15 protein-coding genes are annotated in these 16,213 nt (G+C 66.0%); 14 read left to right on the top strand and 1 reads right to left on the bottom strand.

Features of this window, described 5'->3' with window-relative positions; translation table 11 throughout:
- The first annotated feature begins 39 nt into the window (after positions 1-39).
- From rpsA to cysM, 9 genes are all read left to right on the top strand, one after another.
- A complete protein-coding gene (gene rpsA, locus BLU54_RS20475) occupies positions 40-1,761 on the top strand; it encodes a 30S ribosomal protein S1 (RefSeq protein WP_091912513.1) in 1,722 nt (573 codons plus the stop codon).
- A gap of 15 nt (positions 1,762-1,776) precedes the next feature.
- Positions 1,777-2,094, top strand: coding sequence for an integration host factor subunit beta (locus tag BLU54_RS20470; RefSeq protein ID WP_091912512.1), 318 nt, complete (start codon positions 1,777-1,779; stop codon positions 2,092-2,094).
- A 261-nt stretch (positions 2,095-2,355) separates the two neighbouring features.
- Entirely contained in the window at positions 2,356-2,643 is a 288-nt protein-coding gene (locus tag BLU54_RS20465; protein ID WP_091912717.1) for a LapA family protein, read from the top strand.
- A gap of 24 nt (positions 2,644-2,667) precedes the next feature.
- Complete coding sequence (gene lapB / locus BLU54_RS20460) at positions 2,668-3,843, top strand: lipopolysaccharide assembly protein LapB (RefSeq protein ID WP_091912510.1); 1,176 nt, start codon at positions 2,668-2,670, stop codon at positions 3,841-3,843.
- Positions 3,844-3,863: 20 nt separating this feature from the next.
- The gene (locus tag BLU54_RS20455) at positions 3,864-5,228 is read left to right on the top strand and encodes a UDP-glucose dehydrogenase family protein (RefSeq protein ID WP_091912508.1); all 1,365 of its coding nucleotides are present in this window, start codon (positions 3,864-3,866) and stop codon (positions 5,226-5,228) included.
- The gene (gene rfaE1, locus BLU54_RS20450; protein WP_091912506.1) at positions 5,215-6,198 is read left to right on the top strand and encodes a D-glycero-beta-D-manno-heptose-7-phosphate kinase; all 984 of its coding nucleotides are present in this window, start codon (positions 5,215-5,217) and stop codon (positions 6,196-6,198) included. The genes BLU54_RS20455 and rfaE1 overlap by 14 nt, the downstream gene beginning before the upstream one ends.
- 416 nt (positions 6,199-6,614) lie before the next feature.
- The gene (rfaD, locus tag BLU54_RS20445; RefSeq protein ID WP_091912504.1) at positions 6,615-7,610 is read left to right on the top strand and encodes an ADP-glyceromanno-heptose 6-epimerase; all 996 of its coding nucleotides are present in this window, start codon (positions 6,615-6,617) and stop codon (positions 7,608-7,610) included.
- A gap of 72 nt (positions 7,611-7,682) precedes the next feature.
- Entirely contained in the window at positions 7,683-8,012 is a 330-nt protein-coding gene (locus BLU54_RS20440) for a ComEA family DNA-binding protein (RefSeq protein WP_091912502.1), read from the top strand.
- 476 nt (positions 8,013-8,488) lie between these two features.
- On the top strand, positions 8,489-9,391 hold the full coding sequence (gene cysM / locus BLU54_RS20435; protein ID WP_091912714.1) for a cysteine synthase CysM: 903 nt from the start codon (positions 8,489-8,491) through the stop codon (positions 9,389-9,391).
- Between the two features lie 1,324 nt (positions 9,392-10,715).
- On the opposite strand, the gene mltB is transcribed toward cysM, so the two are convergent.
- Complete coding sequence (gene mltB, locus BLU54_RS20430; protein ID WP_091912500.1) at positions 10,716-11,867, bottom strand: lytic murein transglycosylase B; 1,152 nt, start codon at positions 11,865-11,867, stop codon at positions 10,716-10,718.
- A 166-nt stretch (positions 11,868-12,033) separates the two neighbouring features.
- On the opposite strand from mltB, the gene BLU54_RS20425 reads away from it, so the two are divergent.
- The 5 genes from BLU54_RS20425 to BLU54_RS20405 all read left to right on the top strand — a co-directional run.
- The gene (locus BLU54_RS20425; RefSeq protein WP_091912712.1) at positions 12,034-12,957 is read left to right on the top strand and encodes a histone deacetylase family protein; all 924 of its coding nucleotides are present in this window, start codon (positions 12,034-12,036) and stop codon (positions 12,955-12,957) included.
- Between the two features lie 176 nt (positions 12,958-13,133).
- Complete coding sequence (locus BLU54_RS20420; protein WP_091912498.1) at positions 13,134-14,168, top strand: methionine ABC transporter ATP-binding protein; 1,035 nt, start codon at positions 13,134-13,136, stop codon at positions 14,166-14,168.
- Positions 14,158-14,811: a methionine ABC transporter permease gene (locus tag BLU54_RS20415; protein ID WP_091912496.1), complete on the top strand. Its 654-nt coding sequence runs from the start codon at positions 14,158-14,160 to the stop codon at positions 14,809-14,811. The genes BLU54_RS20420 and BLU54_RS20415 overlap by 11 nt, the downstream gene beginning before the upstream one ends.
- Positions 14,812-14,842: 31 nt before the next feature.
- Positions 14,843-15,637, top strand: coding sequence for a MetQ/NlpA family ABC transporter substrate-binding protein (locus BLU54_RS20410; RefSeq protein ID WP_091912494.1), 795 nt, complete (start codon positions 14,843-14,845; stop codon positions 15,635-15,637).
- Positions 15,638-15,862: 225 nt separating this feature from the next.
- Positions 15,863-16,213: electron transfer flavoprotein subunit beta/FixA family protein (locus BLU54_RS20405; RefSeq protein ID WP_407919446.1), on the top strand; the 351-nt coding region annotated here is incomplete at its 3' end.

Genomic DNA, 16,213 nt, shown 5'->3' with positions numbered 1-16,213 from the left:
GCACCGTGCGACATCCGCCACAGCCCGCATTTACCTTTTATGTCCGATCAACAAATCTCCCAGTCCACCCAGTCCGGCAATGAATCGTTCGCGGCGCTGTTCGAAGAGTCGCTGAAGCAGCAGGACATGCGCACGGGCGAAGTCATCTCGGCGGAAGTCGTCGGGATCGATCCGAAGTTCGTCATTCTGAATGCTGGACTGAAGTCGTACGCGTACATTCCTCGCGAGGAATTCCTGAACGACCAGGGTGAACTGGAAGCCAGCCCTGGCGACTTCGTTCCGGTGGCGATCGACGCGCTCGAAAACGGCTACGGCGACACCATCCTGTCGCGCGACAAGGCCAAGCGTCTCGCCTCGTGGAGCATGCTGGAAAAGGCGCTGGAGAACCGCGAGTTCGTCCAGGGCACGATCACCGGCAAGGTCAAGGGCGGCCTGACCGTCATGGTCAACGGCATCCGCGCGTTCCTGCCGGGTTCGCTGGTCGACGTGCGTCCGGTCAAGGACACGTCGGCGCTCGAAGGCAAGTCCGATCGCTTCCAGGTCATCAAGCTCGACCCGAAGCGCAACAACGTCGTGCTGTCGCGCCGTGCGGCGCTTGAAGAGTCGCAAGGCGAAGAGCGCGAAAAGCTGCTCGCCACGCTGAAGGAAGGCGATGTGGTCGACGGCGTCGTGAAGAGTCTGACCGACTACGGCGCGTTCGTCGACCTCGGCGGCATCGACGGTCTGCTGCACATCACCGACATGGCCTTCGGCCGCGTGCGTCACCCGTCCGACATGACCAATGTCGGCGACGACATCCGCGTCAAGGTGCTGCGCATCGACCGGGAACGCAACCGCGTCTCGCTGGGTATGAAGCAGCTCGGCGAAGATCCGTGGGTCGACATCGCTCGCCGCTACCCGGCCGGCACCCGCCAGTTCGGCAAGGTCACGAACCTGACCGACTACGGCGCGTTCGTCGAGATCGAAGACGGCATCGAGGGCCTGGTGCACGTCTCGGAAATGGACTGGACCAACAAGAACGTCGCGCCGAACAAGGTCGTGCACGTTGGCCAGGAAGTCGAAGTGATGGTGCTGAACATCGACGAAGACCGTCGCCGTATCAGCCTCGGCATGAAGCAGTGCGTGCCGAATCCTTGGGAAGACTTCGCGCAGAACCACGCCAAGGGCGACCGCATCAGCGGCGTGGTCAAGTCGATCACCGACTTCGGCCTGTTCATCGGCCTGCCGGGCAACATCGACGGCCTGGTCCACCTGTCCGACCTGTCGTGGAACGAGCCGGGCGAGCAAGCCGTGGTCAAGTACAAGAAGGGCGATGAAGTCGAGGCAGTCGTGCTCGGCATCGACGTGGACAAGGAACGCATCTCGCTGGGCATCAAGCAGCTTGAAGGCGATCCGTTCAACAACTTCGTGGCGCTGAACGACAAGGGTTCGGTGGTGCGTGGCACGGTCAAGACCGTCGATCCGAAGGGTGCGGTCATCGCGCTGAACGACGACGTCGAAGGCTACCTGCGCGCATCGGAAATCTCGCAGGATCGCGTCGAGGACGCCCGCAACGTGCTGAAGGAAGGCGCGGAAGTGACGGCGCTCGTGACGATGGTCGATCGCAAGGCCCGCAACATCCAGCTGTCGATCAAGGCCAAGGACAACGTCGAACAGCAGACCGCGATGCAGAAGTTCCAGGCCGAACCGTCGTCCGCTTCGAGCGGCACGACCAACCTCGGCGCCCTGCTCAAGGCCAAGCTGGACGGCCAGAGCCAGTAAGCCAGGCTGCCGGGTATGACGAAATCCGAGCTGGTCATCCAACTGGCCGAGCGCTTTCCGCAACTGGTGGTCAAGGATGCGGATTGCGCGGTCAAGACGATGCTCGATGCGATGTCCCGGGCCCTGGCCAACGGGCACCGCATCGAGATCCGAGGTTTCGGCAGTTTTTCGCTGAACCGGCGGCCGTCGCGTGTCGGACGCAATCCGAAGTCGGGCGAGAAAGTGTTGGTGCCGGAGAAATTCGTGCCGCACTTCAAGCCCGGCAAGGAACTGCGCGAGCGCGTCGACAAAAGCGCTGAATCGGCGACGGCAATCGTCAACGAGCCCGATTGACCGGCCTGGCTGGGCCGCCACGATCGATGCCTCGCGCTGCGATGCGTCGTCACGGTCCGGCCGGCCGCCAGCCGCCGTGCAACGCCCGTGGACACCCACGGGCGTTTTCATTTGTACGACCGGGCACGACTGGGCGGTGCCGCGCGAAGCCGTCGTGCTTCGTCGTCGCCACGGCCTTCCATTACAATACGGGCACGCCGGTGCTGGCGTCGCATGCGCGGCGGCCCGCGACCGGTTCCCGCCCCCATCTCGGCCATCCGCATGAAGTTCGTCGTCTGGTTGCTCAGGATCATCATCTTCATCGTGCTGCTGGTGCTGGCGCTGGCCAACACCCAGCCAGCCGAACTGCACGTGTTCGCCGACTACGTCTGGCATGCGCCGCTGATACTGATCGCCCTGGCCTTCTTCGTGGTCGGCATGGTGGCCGGTCTGCTGGCGGCCGTGCCCGCGGTGTTGCGGCTGCGCCGCGAGTCCGCCCGGCTGCGTCGCGAGTTGCGCGCACGCGATACGGTGGCTGTCGAGCCGCCGCCGATTCCCCCGATCATGTAAGTCGGCCTTCCGCCGTCTCCTCCTATGGATCTCGATTTCTGGTGGCTGCTGGCCATTCCGATCGTCTTCGGTCTCGGCTGGGTGGCCGCCCGTTTCGATCTAAAGAACCTGCTGAGCGACGCGTCGAACCTGCCGCGCTCGTACTTCCGCGGGCTCAACTTTCTGCTCAACGAACAACCCGACAAGGCGATCGACGCGTTCATCGAGGTCGTCAAGCTCGACCCCGAGACCACCGAGCTGCATTTCGCGCTTGGCAACCTGTTTCGACGCCGCGGCGAGACCGAACGGGCGATCCGCGTGCACCAGAACCTGCTCAGCCGGGCTGACCTGCCGACGGCCGAGCGCGATCACGCGCTCTACGAGCTTGGTCAGGACTTCTTGAAAGCGGGGCTTCTCGACCGCGCCGAACACGCGCTGCGTTCTCTGGGTGACGGGCTTTACAAGGCCGATGGCCTGCGCGCGCTGCTGACGATTTTCCAGACCGAACGCGACTGGAAGCAGGCGATCGAAACCGCGCGTCAGCTCGAAGCGCTCGGCGCGCCTTCGCTGCGTCGCGAAATCGCGCAGTTCCATTGCGAACTGGCGGCCGACGCAATGCAGCGCAACGATCGCTCGTCGGCCCGCGCGAACCTCAACCAGGCGCTGGAAATCAATGCGAACAACGCGCGCGCGACGATCCAGCTCGGCGACGTGGAGCTTGCGGCCGGCAATCCGGTCGGCGCGATCGCGAATTGGTCGCGCATCGAGCGCCAGAATCCGGTCTACCTGCCGCTGGTCGCGGATCGCCTGTTGCAGGCCTATGCGGCCGAGGGCCGGGCCGGCGAAGGCGTCGATCAACTGATCGCCTATCTGGACGCACACCCGTCCAACGATCTGCTCGACGTGGTGTACAAGCACGTCGCCGAACATCGCGGCGTCGACGAGGCACATGCGCTGGCGCTGGCCCAGATGCGCAAGACCCCGACGCTTGCCGGTTTGACGCGTCTGCTCGAAGGGCAGATCGCGGCCGCCGAGCCGGCGCGGCGCGGCGAACTCGAGCTGATGCAGACGCTGATCCGCCAGCGCACCAAGAACCTGCCGCGATACGTCTGCCAGAACTGCGGCTTCCGCGCCCGCCTTTTCTACTGGCAATGCCCGGGCTGCGGCGCGTGGGAAAGCTACGCGCCGCGCCGTACCGAAGTGCTGGGCAGTTCCAGCTGAATTCCTAGGTCAACCGCTCCATGAAGATCACCATCATCGGCACGGGCTACGTCGGTCTCGTCACCGGCGCCTGCCTGGCCGAAATCGGTAACGACGTGCTGTGTCTCGACGTCGATGCCCGCAAGATTGCCATTCTCGAAGCCGGCGGCGTACCGATTCACGAGCCCGGTCTCGAGGGCGTCATCGCGCGCAACCGCCACGCCGGACGAATTCGTTTCACGACCGATATCGAAGCGGCGGTCGCGCACGGCGACATCCAGTTCATCGCCGTCGGCACGCCGCCGGACGAGGACGGCTCGGCCGACCTGCAATACGTGCTCGCGGCCGCCCGCAACATCGGCCGCACGATGAGCGACTTCAAGGTGGTCGTCGACAAGTCCACCGTGCCGGTCGGCACCGCCGCGCGGGTGCGCGACGCGATCGCCGCCGAACTGCGCGCACGGGGCGCCGACGTGCCGTTCTCGGTCGTCTCGAATCCGGAATTCCTGAAGGAGGGCGCGGCGGTCGAGGACTTCATGCGGCCCGACCGCATCGTGCTCGGCTGCGACGATGACGCGAACGGGCGGCGGGCGCTGGCGCTGATGAAACAGTTGTACAGCCCGTTCAACCGCAACCACGAGCGCACGATGCTGATGGACGTCCGTTCGGCGGAGTTCACCAAGTACGCGGCGAATGCGATGCTGGCCACGCGTATCTCGTTCATGAACGAGCTGGCCAACCTCGCCGAGCGCGTCGGCGCCGATATCGAGGCCGTGCGGCGCGGCATCGGTTCCGATCCGCGCATCGGCTACAGCTTCCTGTATGCCGGTTGCGGCTACGGGGGCTCCTGCTTCCCGAAGGACGTGCAGGCGCTGGTGCGCACCGGCGACGAGCACGGACACCGGCTGCAGATCCTGCGCGCGGTCGAGGCCGTCAACGATGCGCAGAAGCAGGTTCTCGCGCAGAAAATCACCGCCCATTTCGGCGAGCGCCTCGACGACCTCAGTTTCGCCGTGTGGGGCCTGGCCTTCAAGCCGGAGACGGACGACATGCGCGAGGCGCCCAGCCGGGTGCTGGTGCGCGCGCTCCTGCAGCGCGGCGCCCGCGTGCGCGCGTTCGACCCCGTTGCGGTGGACGAGGCTCGCCGCGTGTTCGCGCTGGATCTGACTCAGGAGGAATCGGCGCGGTTGGACTTCTGCGACAGCCGCGAGGCGGCGGCCGACGGTGCCGACGCGCTGGTCGTGCTGACCGAATGGAAGGCGTTCAAGAGCCTGGACGCCGCCGACCTGAAGGAGCGGCTGCGCCGGCCGGTGATCTTCGACGGACGCAATCTCTACGACCCGGCGGTGCTGGCACGCGAAGGATTCGACTACTTCACGATAGGACGCACGCATGTCGACGCTTGACCATCCGATGCCGCCGCCGGCGGACACGGTCGCGCGCGCCGACCTCGCGCGTGCGCGGGTGCTGGTGGTGGGCGATGTGATGCTCGATCGCTACTGGTTCGGCGATGTCGAGCGCATTTCTCCGGAAGCGCCGGTGCCGGTCGCGCGTGTCGTGCGCAGTGAAGCGCGGCTGGGCGGCGCGGCCAACGTCGCGCGCAACATCGTGGCGCTCGGCGGGCGCGCCAGTCTGCTCGGCGCGGTGGGCGACGACGAGCCCGCCGCGTGTCTGCTCGCGCTCCTGAAGGAAGGGCGCGTCGACGCGCACCTGCAGCGTGACGCATCGCTCGAGACGACGGTCAAACTGCGCGTACTGGCCCGTCAGCAACAGCTGCTGCGCGTCGATTTCGAGAGCAGGCCGCAGGGTGACGTCTTGCAGGCTTGCCTGCGTGCCTACCGTGACCTGCTCGGCAGCCACGACGTGGTGCTGTTGTCGGATTATGCGAAGGGCGTGCTGACGCATGCCGAGACCTTGATCGAGCAGGCGCGCGCCGCCGGTGTGCCGGTGCTGGTCGACCCGAAGGGCGAGGACTGGGCGCGGTATCGCGGCGCGACCATGCTGACGCCGAATCGTGCCGAATTGCAGCAGGTGATCGGACGATGGCAATCCGAGGCCGAGCTGATCGAGCGCGTCGGAGCCTTGCGGGCTTCGCTGGAGCTCGATGCGATCCTGCTGACTCGTTCCGAGGAAGGCATGACGTTGTTCGACGCCGCCGGTTCGCACTCCGCGCCGGCCGAGGCGCGCGAGGTATTCGACGTCTCCGGCGCCGGCGATACCGTCATCGCGACCGTCGCCACCCTGCTGGCAGCGGGCTTGCCGCGGCTCGACTCGGTATATCATGCCAATCGCGCGGCCGGCATCGTGGTGGCCAAGCTGGGCACCGCGACAGTCGACTTCGACGAATTGTTCGGGGCCTGGACGCCGGCGCGCTGACAGGTGTTTCGGTCAACGTCCGACCGACGGCCGGTCGACGCGTTGGCCCGAGGCGTCGCGAAGCGGGCGTGCGAGCCGGACCGGCCGCCGGTGCCGTGCGCGAATCGTTTTCCGGCGCTGTCGTGACCACGGACGGCCCGCAGTGACACGGTATCGGTCGGGCGGCATCCGTAAGGCGATGTCGCCACGGCAGTCTCGATAAGGCCGTGGCCTGGCTGCGTCGTCGCTGCATTGCCGCTGCACTATCGCTGCATTGTTGCCGTGGCCGCTGGATCGTCGTTGCAATGGGAAGCCACGCCAGCGACGGGGCACGAACGGCGTGTCGCGTGGCCGCGCGGCCGCGCTGCCGTCCCAATTTTCTACTGCGTCCGCTGCGACGCCGCTCCGGCGGGCGCGCGGCGAACCCGAGACCTCTCATGACCATCATCGTTACCGGCGCCGCCGGCTTCGTCGGCAGCAACATCGTCAAGGCGCTCAATGAGCGCGGCGAGCATGACATCATCGCGGTCGACAACCTGACGCGCGCCGACAAGTTCGTCAACCTGGTCGACGGCGAGATCGCCGATTTTCTCGACAAGAGCGAGTTCGTCGAACGCTTCGCGCGAGGCGATTTCGGCCCGGTGCGCGCCGTGTTCCACGAAGGCGCATGCTCCGACACGATGGAGCACAACGGCCGCTACATGATGGAGAACAACTTCCGCTATTCGCGTTCGATGCTGGACGTTTGTCTGCGCGAGCGGATTCCGTTCCTGTATGCCTCGTCGGCGGCGGTGTATGGCGGCTCCGACCGTTTCGTCGAAAGCCGCGAGCTGGAGCGGCCATTGAACGTCTATGGCTACTCGAAGTTCCTGTTCGATCAGGTCGTTCGCCGCGCGCTGCCGCGCGCCAACAGCCAAATCGCCGGCTTTCGCTATTTCAACGTGTATGGCCCTCGCGAGCAGCACAAGGGCCGCATGGCGTCGGTCGCCTTCCACAACTTCAACCAGTTTCGCGAAGAGGGCCGGGTCAAGCTGTTCGGGGAGTACAACGGCTATGCGGCCGGCGCCCAGACTCGCGACTTCGTGTCCGTCGAGGACGTCGTCAAGGTCAATCTGTTCTTCTTCGACCATCCGGATCGGTCGGGAATCTTCAACCTGGGCACCGGCGCGGCGCAGCCGTTCAACGACATCGCCCGCACGGTCGTCAACACGCTGAACGCGATCGAGACCGGTGCGGCGCCCGCCACGCTGGAGGCACTCGTTGCCAGCGGCAAGATCGAATACATTCCTTTCCCCGACGCGTTGCGCGGCAAGTACCAGTGCTTCACGCAGGCCGATATCGGCGCCCTGCGGTCGGCAGGCTACGACGCCCCCTTCCTGACCGTCGAGCAAGGCGTCTCGCGCTATGTGAACTGGCTGACCGGCCAGGTGTAAGCGCGGCGGCTTTCTCCCTAGGATGGCAGGCAGTGCGGTCCATTCCAGGACCGCGCCACTTGGGAGATTGCCATGTTCAAACAAACCTGTGCCTTCCTGGGCGCGCTCCTCTTCGCCGCGCATGCGGTGGCGCTGGACGTCAACACCGCCGACAAGGCCGCGTTGGAAACGATGAAGGGTCTGGGCGCGGCGAAGGCGCAAGCGATCGTCAGCGAACGCGACGCGCACGGCGCGTATAAGGATGCCGCCGACCTGGCCGACCGCGTGAAGGGGCTCAGCACGCGGTCGGTCGGCAAACTCGTCGAGCAGGGGATGACGTTCGGCGGGGCACCCGCGCCGGGCAAGGGCGCGCGGGCGCCGACTGCCAAACCACCTGCCGCGCAGGGAAAACCCAGGAGTTGAGCGATGACGCGGCCCGATCGACGGCGCGCCGCAGACCCATTCGCGTCGCCTGTCGTCGTGTCGGGTCGGGTCGGGTCGGGTCGGGTCGCGGCGCGTCACGTCGCGGCGCGTCGAGCTTGCCAACTGCGACGCCGGCACGCAGCGTGGACGCATGTCACCGGCGAGCGCGGGCATGCCGCATGCGCTGCGAAGCGTGCACCGCTGCCGCCGGGCCAGGCGTGTCTCGGCGGCCCGACGCGGTCTGCGTCGCTGGCGACGATCTGCTGCCGTTTGCGACGGCTTATGGTGGCCTGCGACGGCCTGCGACGGCCTGCGACGGCTTGCGGCGGTCCGCCGGGGCCAGGTTTCGCCGCTTGCCTATGCACGACTTCACCGGCGCGGTGGGCTGGGCCGCGCGCGGTTGCGTCGCTTCCGGGCGTCCGACCGTATCCGCTGCTTCGGCTACAATCGACGCGACATTCGTTGGACGGCTCAAGATGAACTATCAGACTATCGAAGACACGATCGGCAAGACGCCGCTCGTCCGGCTGGTGCGGCTCGTGGACGAGTCGATCCGGCAGCGTAACAATGTCGTCCTCGCGAAGCTGGAAGGCAACAACCCGGCCGGTTCGGTGAAGGATCGACCGGCGCTGTCGATGATCCGCCACGCGGAAGCGCGCGGCACCATCAAGCCCGGCGATACGCTGATCGAAGCCACCAGCGGCAATACCGGCATTGCATTGGCGATGGCCGCTGCGCTGCGCGGCTATCGGATGGTGCTGATCATGCCCGAGGACCTGTCGGTCGAGCGGCGGCAGAGCATGGGTGCCTATGGCGCGGAGATCATCCTGACCCCGGTAAAGGGCGGCATGGAATGCGCACGCGACCTCGCCGAGCAGATGCAACGCGACGGCAAGGGCGTGATCCTCGATCAGTTCGCGAATCCCGACAATCCCCGTGCGCACTACGAATCGACCGGTCCCGAGCTATGGGACGACACGAACGGCGAGATTACGCACTTCGTGTCGTCGATGGGCACCACCGGCACGATCATGGGCACCTCGCAGTACCTGAAGGAACGCAATCCGGCGATCCAAATCGTCGGCGCGCAGCCCGAGGAGGGGTCGCGGATTCCAGGCATTCGTAAGTGGCCGGAAGCCTATCTGCCGAAGATCTTCGACCGCTCGCGCATCGATCGTGTCGAGTCCGTGTCGCAAGCCGTGGCCGAAGAGCGGACGCGGGAACTGGCGCGGCGCGAAGGTATCTTCGCGGGCGTGTCGTCCGGCGGGGCATGCGATGTCGCGTTGCGCATCGCGCGCGAAGTGGAAAACGCGACGATCGTCTTCATCGTTTGCGACCGCGGCGACCGCTACCTGTCGACCGGCGTCTTTCCCGCCTGAGCTCCCACCTGACTTTAAGCCCGAGTTCAGGCCCAAGTTCAGGCCCAAGTTCAGGCCCAAGTTCAGGCCCAAGTTCAGGCCCAAGTTCAGGCCCAAGTTCAGGCCCGACTTCCCGCCTGAATCTTCGCTCAAGTTTTCGCCTGACTCGTCCGCGCTGCCGTGGTTGCCGGGCGCTGGTCGGCGGCTTCGACTGCATTTCCTGTACCACCTGATTGCCGGGTACGATGCGCAGCGACAGGGTGTCTGGGCCGGCCGTGCCCGGTGCCGGAAAGATGCGCCGTCTGCGCCGCATGCGCCGTACTTGTCCCATGCGCCGTATTCGTCCCATGGGCCGCATACGTGCTGCGATGGCAAAGGGGGGGCGCTGGACCCGCCCAGGAATGTATTGGCCTGCGCTGACCCGCCATGAAGCAGGGGCGTCGCCGCGAGCTGTTGCGCGGCAAGCAGCGCTGCAAAGGATCGATCGCCGGCCGCTACGGATCAGCGGGGCGCATTAGCGGGGACGTAGCGGGGACGTAGCGGGGTGGCGCGGCGAGACCCGCTCGCCGCTCATGCGGCCCTTGCCCCGCGAGGCCGGCACACGGCTGGCACTTGCCGGGCTCATGAGGGCACACATAGCCCCACAAGGGCACGTGAGAGCACGTAAGGGCAGCCACGGACAAGCCGGCTGCGCACTCGGACGGCGGCCTGGCAGACCTTCTTCTATAAGGGGGCAATTCCACGCTGGCGACCCAACCGCGATCAGTCCTGCCCCGGGCTTGGCCCGTCCGTCGGGTGGCTGCGATCCGCTGCGGCAGTCGGTTCTTGCACTCAGCTCTCACGGTCCGCTCTCGCAGTCCGCTCTCGCAGTCCGCAATTGCAGGCAACGGTGCAGTCAGCCATGCATCGATCATCGCAGCGGCCGTTTGCCTGCTTGGACATGCCTGTCGAGCCCGAAGTGTTGGCGCCTTGCGCTGTGTTCGCTGCGCGTCGGCTGCCGCGTCGTGCTCGATTTGGACGGCGACAAGCATGCTCGGCTGCGTGATCCGCGCGTCTTCCATGCCTAGCAACAGAAGCGCATCGTAAAGGCTGGGGTGATCGGGATGCGCGGCGGCAATTGCCAATGCCGGTCAACGGTCGGCATCGTGGCAAGTAGCGTGGCAGTTCGGATGGTCCGATGGCAGGGCGCACGTCGCGCCGACTGCACGTGCCGCGGCTGTGCTTTCCGGAGCCGCGGATTGCCGAAGCCCCGAAGCCCCGCGCCCCGAGCGCCGAACAACGCTGACGGGCAGAACTGCAAAAGCGCGTCGTCAGGGGCCGGCTGCACGCGGGCGCACCGCCAGCCTCAGTTGACGATCTCGCCGGACGCCTTCATCCGCAGTCGGATGCGCTGCGCAAGTTCATGCACCGACATCGCATAGAAGAAGCTGCGGTTGTAGCGCGTAATCACGTAGAAGTTGCGCAGACCCAATGCGTACTGCGTCGGCATGCCGGGCGTCGGCAGATCGACGACCGTCAACGGCGTGCCGCGCTCGGTCTGCAGATCCAGCCCCGGCTCGTTGAGCAGCAGGCCGGCGCGCAGCAGTTGATCGAGCGACCAGCGCGGTTCCGGCGCGCCGTCGGCGGCAGCCTGCGCGATGCCCTGGCTGCCGGCGTCGCCGCGGATCTGCCAGACGACCGGCCGACCGCGTTCCCAACCGTTCTTGTTCAGGTAGTTGCCGACGCTGCCGATCGCATCGGACGCGCTGGCGCGCAGGTCGATCGACTGCGAACCGTCGAAGTCCACCGCGTACTGGATGATGCTGGTAGGCATGAACTGTGGGATGCCAATCGCGCCCGCGTAGGAGCCCAGCACACTCAACGGGTCGATATTCGACGAACGCGTCCAGACCAGGAAGTCCTCGAGGTTCTTGCGGAACATCGTCTGCCGATCGTCGCGGTTGCGCGTGTTCGGATAATCGAAGGACAGCGTGGTCAGCACATCGAGCACGCGGAAATTACCCATGAACCGGCCGTAGACGGTCTCGACGCCGATGATCGCGACGATATACTCGGGCGGCACGCCATACGTCTCGGCGGCGCGGTCGAGCGCCGCGCGGTTGCTGCGCCAGAAATTCACGCCGTTGTTGATGCGTACTGCGTCGAGGAAGCGGCTGCGGTACTTCTGCCAGTTCTTGACCGACGGCGAAGCGGCGGGCGTGATCAGCTTGACCGCCGTCGCCGAATAGCTGGCTTGGCGGAACAGCGCGCGCAACTGGTCCCGGTTGAAGTCGTAGCGCGCGACCATCATGTCGATGAACTGATTGACGGCGGCGCTGTCCGCATAACGCTGCGGCACGATCTCTTCTTCGAAAACCGTCCCGCTTTCGGTCGGTGTTTCAGGTTGTCCCTGCGCGGCCGCGCCGTTGGACAAAAGCAGCGTGGCAAGGGCGATCAGGGAAAGTGCCGCTCCCCGACGTACCCGCTGGCCTGGCGTCTGGCTCTGCGTCACTGTCATGGTCGATTGGGAAGAACATCGTTGCCCCAGTATAACCGACGCCCGTGTGTTACCTTATCGCGAAAAGACGGGCCGATCCGCCGACGGCGAGGCGACCGTTGCGCGCGGCGAGGCAGCCGGTGTGCAACGGCGCATCGGCTGCCGATCGGCCGGACGAGCCGACCACATGTCCACCGCTTTCTACACCCACGCCGACTGTCAGCGTCACGAGATGGGCGACTGGCACCCAGAGTGCCCGGCGCGCCTGCAGGCGATCGACGATCAACTCATTGCAAGCCGCATCGACATGGTGCTCGAGCGCGTCGATGCGCCGATGATCGACGAGGGCGAGCTTGCGCGCGTGCACTTGCCGGCCTATATCGATGAACTGCGCCACCGGCGGCCCGAGCATGGCTATGTCGATCTCGACAGCGACACGCGCCTGAATCCGTTCACGTGGCAGGCGGCGCTGCGTGCGGCCGGCGCAGCCGTGGCCGCCACCGACGCGGTGTTGGCCGGCGAATACGACAATGCGTTCTGCAGCGTGCGTCCGCCGGGCCATCACGCCGAGCCGGACCGCGCGATGGGCTTCTGCTTCTTCAACAATGTCGCGCTGGCGGCGCGTCATGCGCTGGACGTGCACGGCCTGAGCCGCGTGGCGATCGTCGACTTCGACGTGCACCACGGCAACGGCACGGAGATGGCGTTCGCGAACGAACCGCGCGTGCTGATGTGTGGCCTGTTCCAGCATCCTTTCTACCCGTTCTCCGGCGATCCGCCGCTCGGCGCGAACATGGCGAACACGCCGCTGCCGGCGCGCACCGACGGCGCGCAGATGCGGGACATTGCGTCGCGTACCTGGCTGCCGCGGCTCGACGCGTTCGCGCCAGAGTTGGTGCTGATCTCCGCGGGCTTCGATGCGCACATCGAGGACGACATGGGCAATCTCGCCCTGCGCGAGGCCGACTACGCATGGCTGACCGCGCGGATCATGGCGATCGCCGCCCGCCACGCGAACGGGCGCATCGTGAGCTGCCTGGAAGGCGGCTACAACCTCTCGGCGCTGGGGCGCTCGGTGGTCGCGCACCTGCGCGAACTGGCGCAGGTCTGACGCCGGCCTGACGTCGTGCGACGGCCGGGTCTGTCCGGCTTGCGTCACATAGCAAAGCGTTATAAGACGAGCAGAAACATGTCTGAGCCGGGCGAGCGCGACGGGGTAGAATCTCGCCTCGGCTCAATCGGCTGAGCGGGCCGACGCCCCTGTGCGGCGGCCCGCTCGCGTCCAACATGATAGAAATAAAGCACGTAAGCCAGCGCTTCCCGGGTCCGCGTGGACTGGTGGAGGCGCTGCGCGACATCAATCTGTCGATCGGCAGCGGGGAAATCTTCGGCATCATCGGTCGCAGCGGCGCCGGCAAGAGCACGCTGGTGCGTACGCTGAACCTGCTGACCCGTCCCAGCGAGGGCACGGTCGTCGTGGCCGGGCGCGACCTCACGCGCCTGAACGCGGCAGCGTTGCGCGAGGCACGGCGCGACATCGGCATGATCTTCCAGCACTTCAACCTGCTGTCGTCGCGCACCGTGTACGAGAACGTGGCGTTGCCGCTGGAGCTTGCCGGCAAGAGCCGCAGCGAAATCGAGGCGACGGTCGCGCCGTTGCTCGATCTGGTCGGTCTCGCGGCCCAGCGCGACCGCTACCCGGCGCAGATCAGCGGCGGTCAGAAGCAGCGGGTCGGCATCGCGCGCGCGCTGGCCAACCGGCCCAAGGTATTGCTGTCCGACGAGGCGACGTCCGCGCTCGATCCGGAAACCACCCGGTCGATCCTGGAGCTGTTGCGCCAGATCAATCGCGAGCTCGGCGTGACCATTGTGCTGATCACTCACCAGATGGAAGTGATCAAGCAGATCTGCGACCGCGTCGCCGTGCTCGAAACCGGCCGCGTGGTCGAGAGCGGCCGGGTGATCGACGTATTCCTGCGCCCTCACCACGAAGTCACCCGCGCGATGATCGGCGACGTGATCGCCAGCGAATTGCCGCCCGCCCTGAAGGCGCGCATCGCCGAGCGGCTGGTCGCCGGCCGCGACCACCTGCTGCGTCTGGCCTTCACCGGCGCCGGGGTCGGCGATCCAGTGCTGTCGGAGACGATCCGGCGGTATGCGCTCGAGATCAGCATCCTGCATGGTCAGGTCGACGAAATTCAGGGGCAAGCGTTCGGTTCGCTCGCCGTGCTGGCCAGCGGCGACGCGCGGCAGGTGGGCGAGGCGATCGATTTCCTGCGCGGCAAGGGCGTGATCGTCGAGGAGATTTCGCATGTTGAGTGAGATGCTGGACCTGTTCGTCTCGTCGTTCGGCGAGACCCTGCTGATGGTCGGCGTGTCGGGCGTGCTCGGCGCGGTCATCGGCGTGCCGCTGGGCATCGTGCTGCATCTGACCGACCGGAATGGCGTGTTGCCGAACGGCGCGGTGTATCGTTCGCTCGGCCTGGTCGTCAACGCGGTGCGCTCGGTGCCGTTCATCATCCTGCTGGTCGCGGTCATCCCGTTCACGCGGCTGGTGGTCGGATCGTCGATCGGCACCACGGCCGCGATCGTGCCGCTGACCATCGCCGCGGCCCCGTTCGTCGCCCGGCTGGTCGAGACGGCGCTGCGCGAAGTCGATCGCGGTCTGATCGAGGCCGCACAGGCGATGGGGGCCACGACCGGGCAGATCGTCTGGAAGATCCTGCTGCCCGAGGCATTGCCCGGCATCATCGCCGGTCTGACGATCACCTTCGTGAGCCTCGTCGGCTATTCGGCGATGGCGGGCGCGATCGGCGGCGGCGGTCTCGGCGACCTCGGCATCCGCTACGGCTATCAGCGCTTCCTGCCCGAAGTCATGCTGGCGGTCGTCGTCGTGCTCATCGTTTTCGTCCAGCTCGTTCAGTCGCTCGGCGACCTGATCGTGCGCAAACTCAGCCACCGCTGACCACGCTGTAGCAAACCCAAAAGGAAAAAAGATGCAACGACGTTTCGCTCTCAAGTTCGCGGCCGCCTTCGGCGCGGCGGCGCTGTTCGCCGGTGCCGCGCAGGCGGACCAGACGATCAAGGTCGGCGTCACCGGCGGTCCGCACGCGCAGGTGATGGAAGAAGTGAAGAAGGTCGCCGCCAAGGATGGCCTGAATATCAAGATCGTCGAATTCGCCGACTACGTGCAGCCGAACGCGGCACTTGCCAGCGGCGATCTGGACGCGAACAGCTACCAGCACCAGCCGTATCTGGATGCGCAGGTGCGCGATCGCGGCTACAAGCTGGTCAGCGTGGCCCAGACGGTGAATTTTCCGATGGGCATCTACTCGAAGAAGATCAAGTCGCTTGCCGAACTGAAGAACGGCGCGCGCATTGCGCTGCCGAACGATCCGACCAATGGCGGTCGCGCCTTGCTGTTGCTGCAGAAGCAGGGGCTGATCAAGCTGCGCGCCGATGCCGGCCTGAAGGCCACGCCGATCGACGTGATCGACAACCCGAAGAAGCTGAAGTTCGTCGAACTGGACGCGGCGCAGATCCCGCGCTCGCTTGACGACGTCGATGCCGCCGCGATCAACACGAATTTCGCGATGGAAGCCGGGCTGTCGCCGAAGAAGGATTCGATCGCGATCGAGCCGCCGACCGGTCCCTACAGCAACGTGATCGCCGTGCGCGCCGCCGACAAGGACAAGCCGTGGGTGGCTCAGCTGGTCAAGGCCTATCATTCGCCGGAAGTGAAGCAATTCATCACCAGCAAGTATCAGGGCGCCGTCTCGGCCTCCTGGTAAGCCGAACGCGCGTGGCGCAAGCCGCGCAGCCGCAAGCCCTGGCCCGCGCCAGGGCTTTTTTCTTGGTGCAAGCACAAAGCGATTCGCCTTTAATAGCACGATCGTGCTATAAATTCCGGGTTGCGGCGGGTGAAGAACACGCATGCTTTGTAGTGATTGCCGGGGAAGGCGCGCGTCGCACTTTATAATCGAAGGCTGACACTGTTTTCAGGACTGGAGCGTGGAATGAAAGTGCTGGTACCCGTGAAGCGCGTGGTGGACTACAACGTGAAGGTTCGCGTGAAGGCGGACGAGTCGGGCGTGGACCTGGCCAACGTGAAGATGTCGATGAACCCGTTCGACGAGATCGCCATCGAGGAGGCGGTACGCCTGCGCGAGGCCGGCGTGGCCACCGAGGTGGTGGCCGTGTCGTGTGGCGTGACGCAGTGCCAGGAGACGCTGCGCACGGCGCTGGCGATCGGCGCGGACCGCGCGCTGCTGGTCGAGACCAGCGCGGAGCTGCAGCCGCTGGCCGTGGCCAAGCTGATCAAGGCGGTGGTCGAGAAGGAAGCCCCTGAGCTGGTGATCCTCGGCAAG

The sequence above is a fragment of the Chitinasiproducens palmae genome, from assembly GCF_900095735.1.
Taxonomy (GTDB): domain Bacteria; phylum Pseudomonadota; class Gammaproteobacteria; order Burkholderiales; family Burkholderiaceae; genus Chitinasiproducens; species Chitinasiproducens palmae.
This window is presented reverse-complemented; position numbering and strand designations above follow the sequence as displayed.

Excerpts from the sequence above, each read along its gene's own strand:
- BLU54_RS20410 (WP_091912494.1), top strand. The coding sequence starts at position 14,843 with ATGCAACGACGTTTCGCTCTCAAGTTCGCGGCCGCCTTCGGCGCGGCG.
- BLU54_RS20470 (WP_091912512.1), top strand. The coding sequence starts at position 1,777 with ATGACGAAATCCGAGCTGGTCATCCAACTGGCCGAGCGCTTTCCGCAA.
- lapB (WP_091912510.1), top strand. The coding sequence starts at position 2,668 with ATGGATCTCGATTTCTGGTGGCTGCTGGCCATTCCGATCGTCTTCGGT.
- rfaE1 (WP_091912506.1), top strand. The coding sequence starts at position 5,215 with ATGTCGACGCTTGACCATCCGATGCCGCCGCCGGCGGACACGGTCGCG.
- BLU54_RS20455 (WP_091912508.1), top strand. The coding sequence starts at position 3,864 with ATGAAGATCACCATCATCGGCACGGGCTACGTCGGTCTCGTCACCGGC.
- BLU54_RS20415 (WP_091912496.1), top strand. The coding sequence starts at position 14,158 with ATGTTGAGTGAGATGCTGGACCTGTTCGTCTCGTCGTTCGGCGAGACC.
- rfaD (WP_091912504.1), top strand. The coding sequence starts at position 6,615 with ATGACCATCATCGTTACCGGCGCCGCCGGCTTCGTCGGCAGCAACATC.
- BLU54_RS20440 (WP_091912502.1), top strand. The coding sequence starts at position 7,683 with ATGTTCAAACAAACCTGTGCCTTCCTGGGCGCGCTCCTCTTCGCCGCG.
- BLU54_RS20465 (WP_091912717.1), top strand. The coding sequence starts at position 2,356 with ATGAAGTTCGTCGTCTGGTTGCTCAGGATCATCATCTTCATCGTGCTG.
- mltB (WP_091912500.1), bottom strand. The coding sequence starts at position 11,867 with ATGACAGTGACGCAGAGCCAGACGCCAGGCCAGCGGGTACGTCGGGGA.
- BLU54_RS20425 (WP_091912712.1), top strand. The coding sequence starts at position 12,034 with ATGTCCACCGCTTTCTACACCCACGCCGACTGTCAGCGTCACGAGATG.
- BLU54_RS20420 (WP_091912498.1), top strand. The coding sequence starts at position 13,134 with ATGATAGAAATAAAGCACGTAAGCCAGCGCTTCCCGGGTCCGCGTGGA.
- rpsA (WP_091912513.1), top strand. The coding sequence starts at position 40 with ATGTCCGATCAACAAATCTCCCAGTCCACCCAGTCCGGCAATGAATCG.
- cysM (WP_091912714.1), top strand. The coding sequence starts at position 8,489 with ATGAACTATCAGACTATCGAAGACACGATCGGCAAGACGCCGCTCGTC.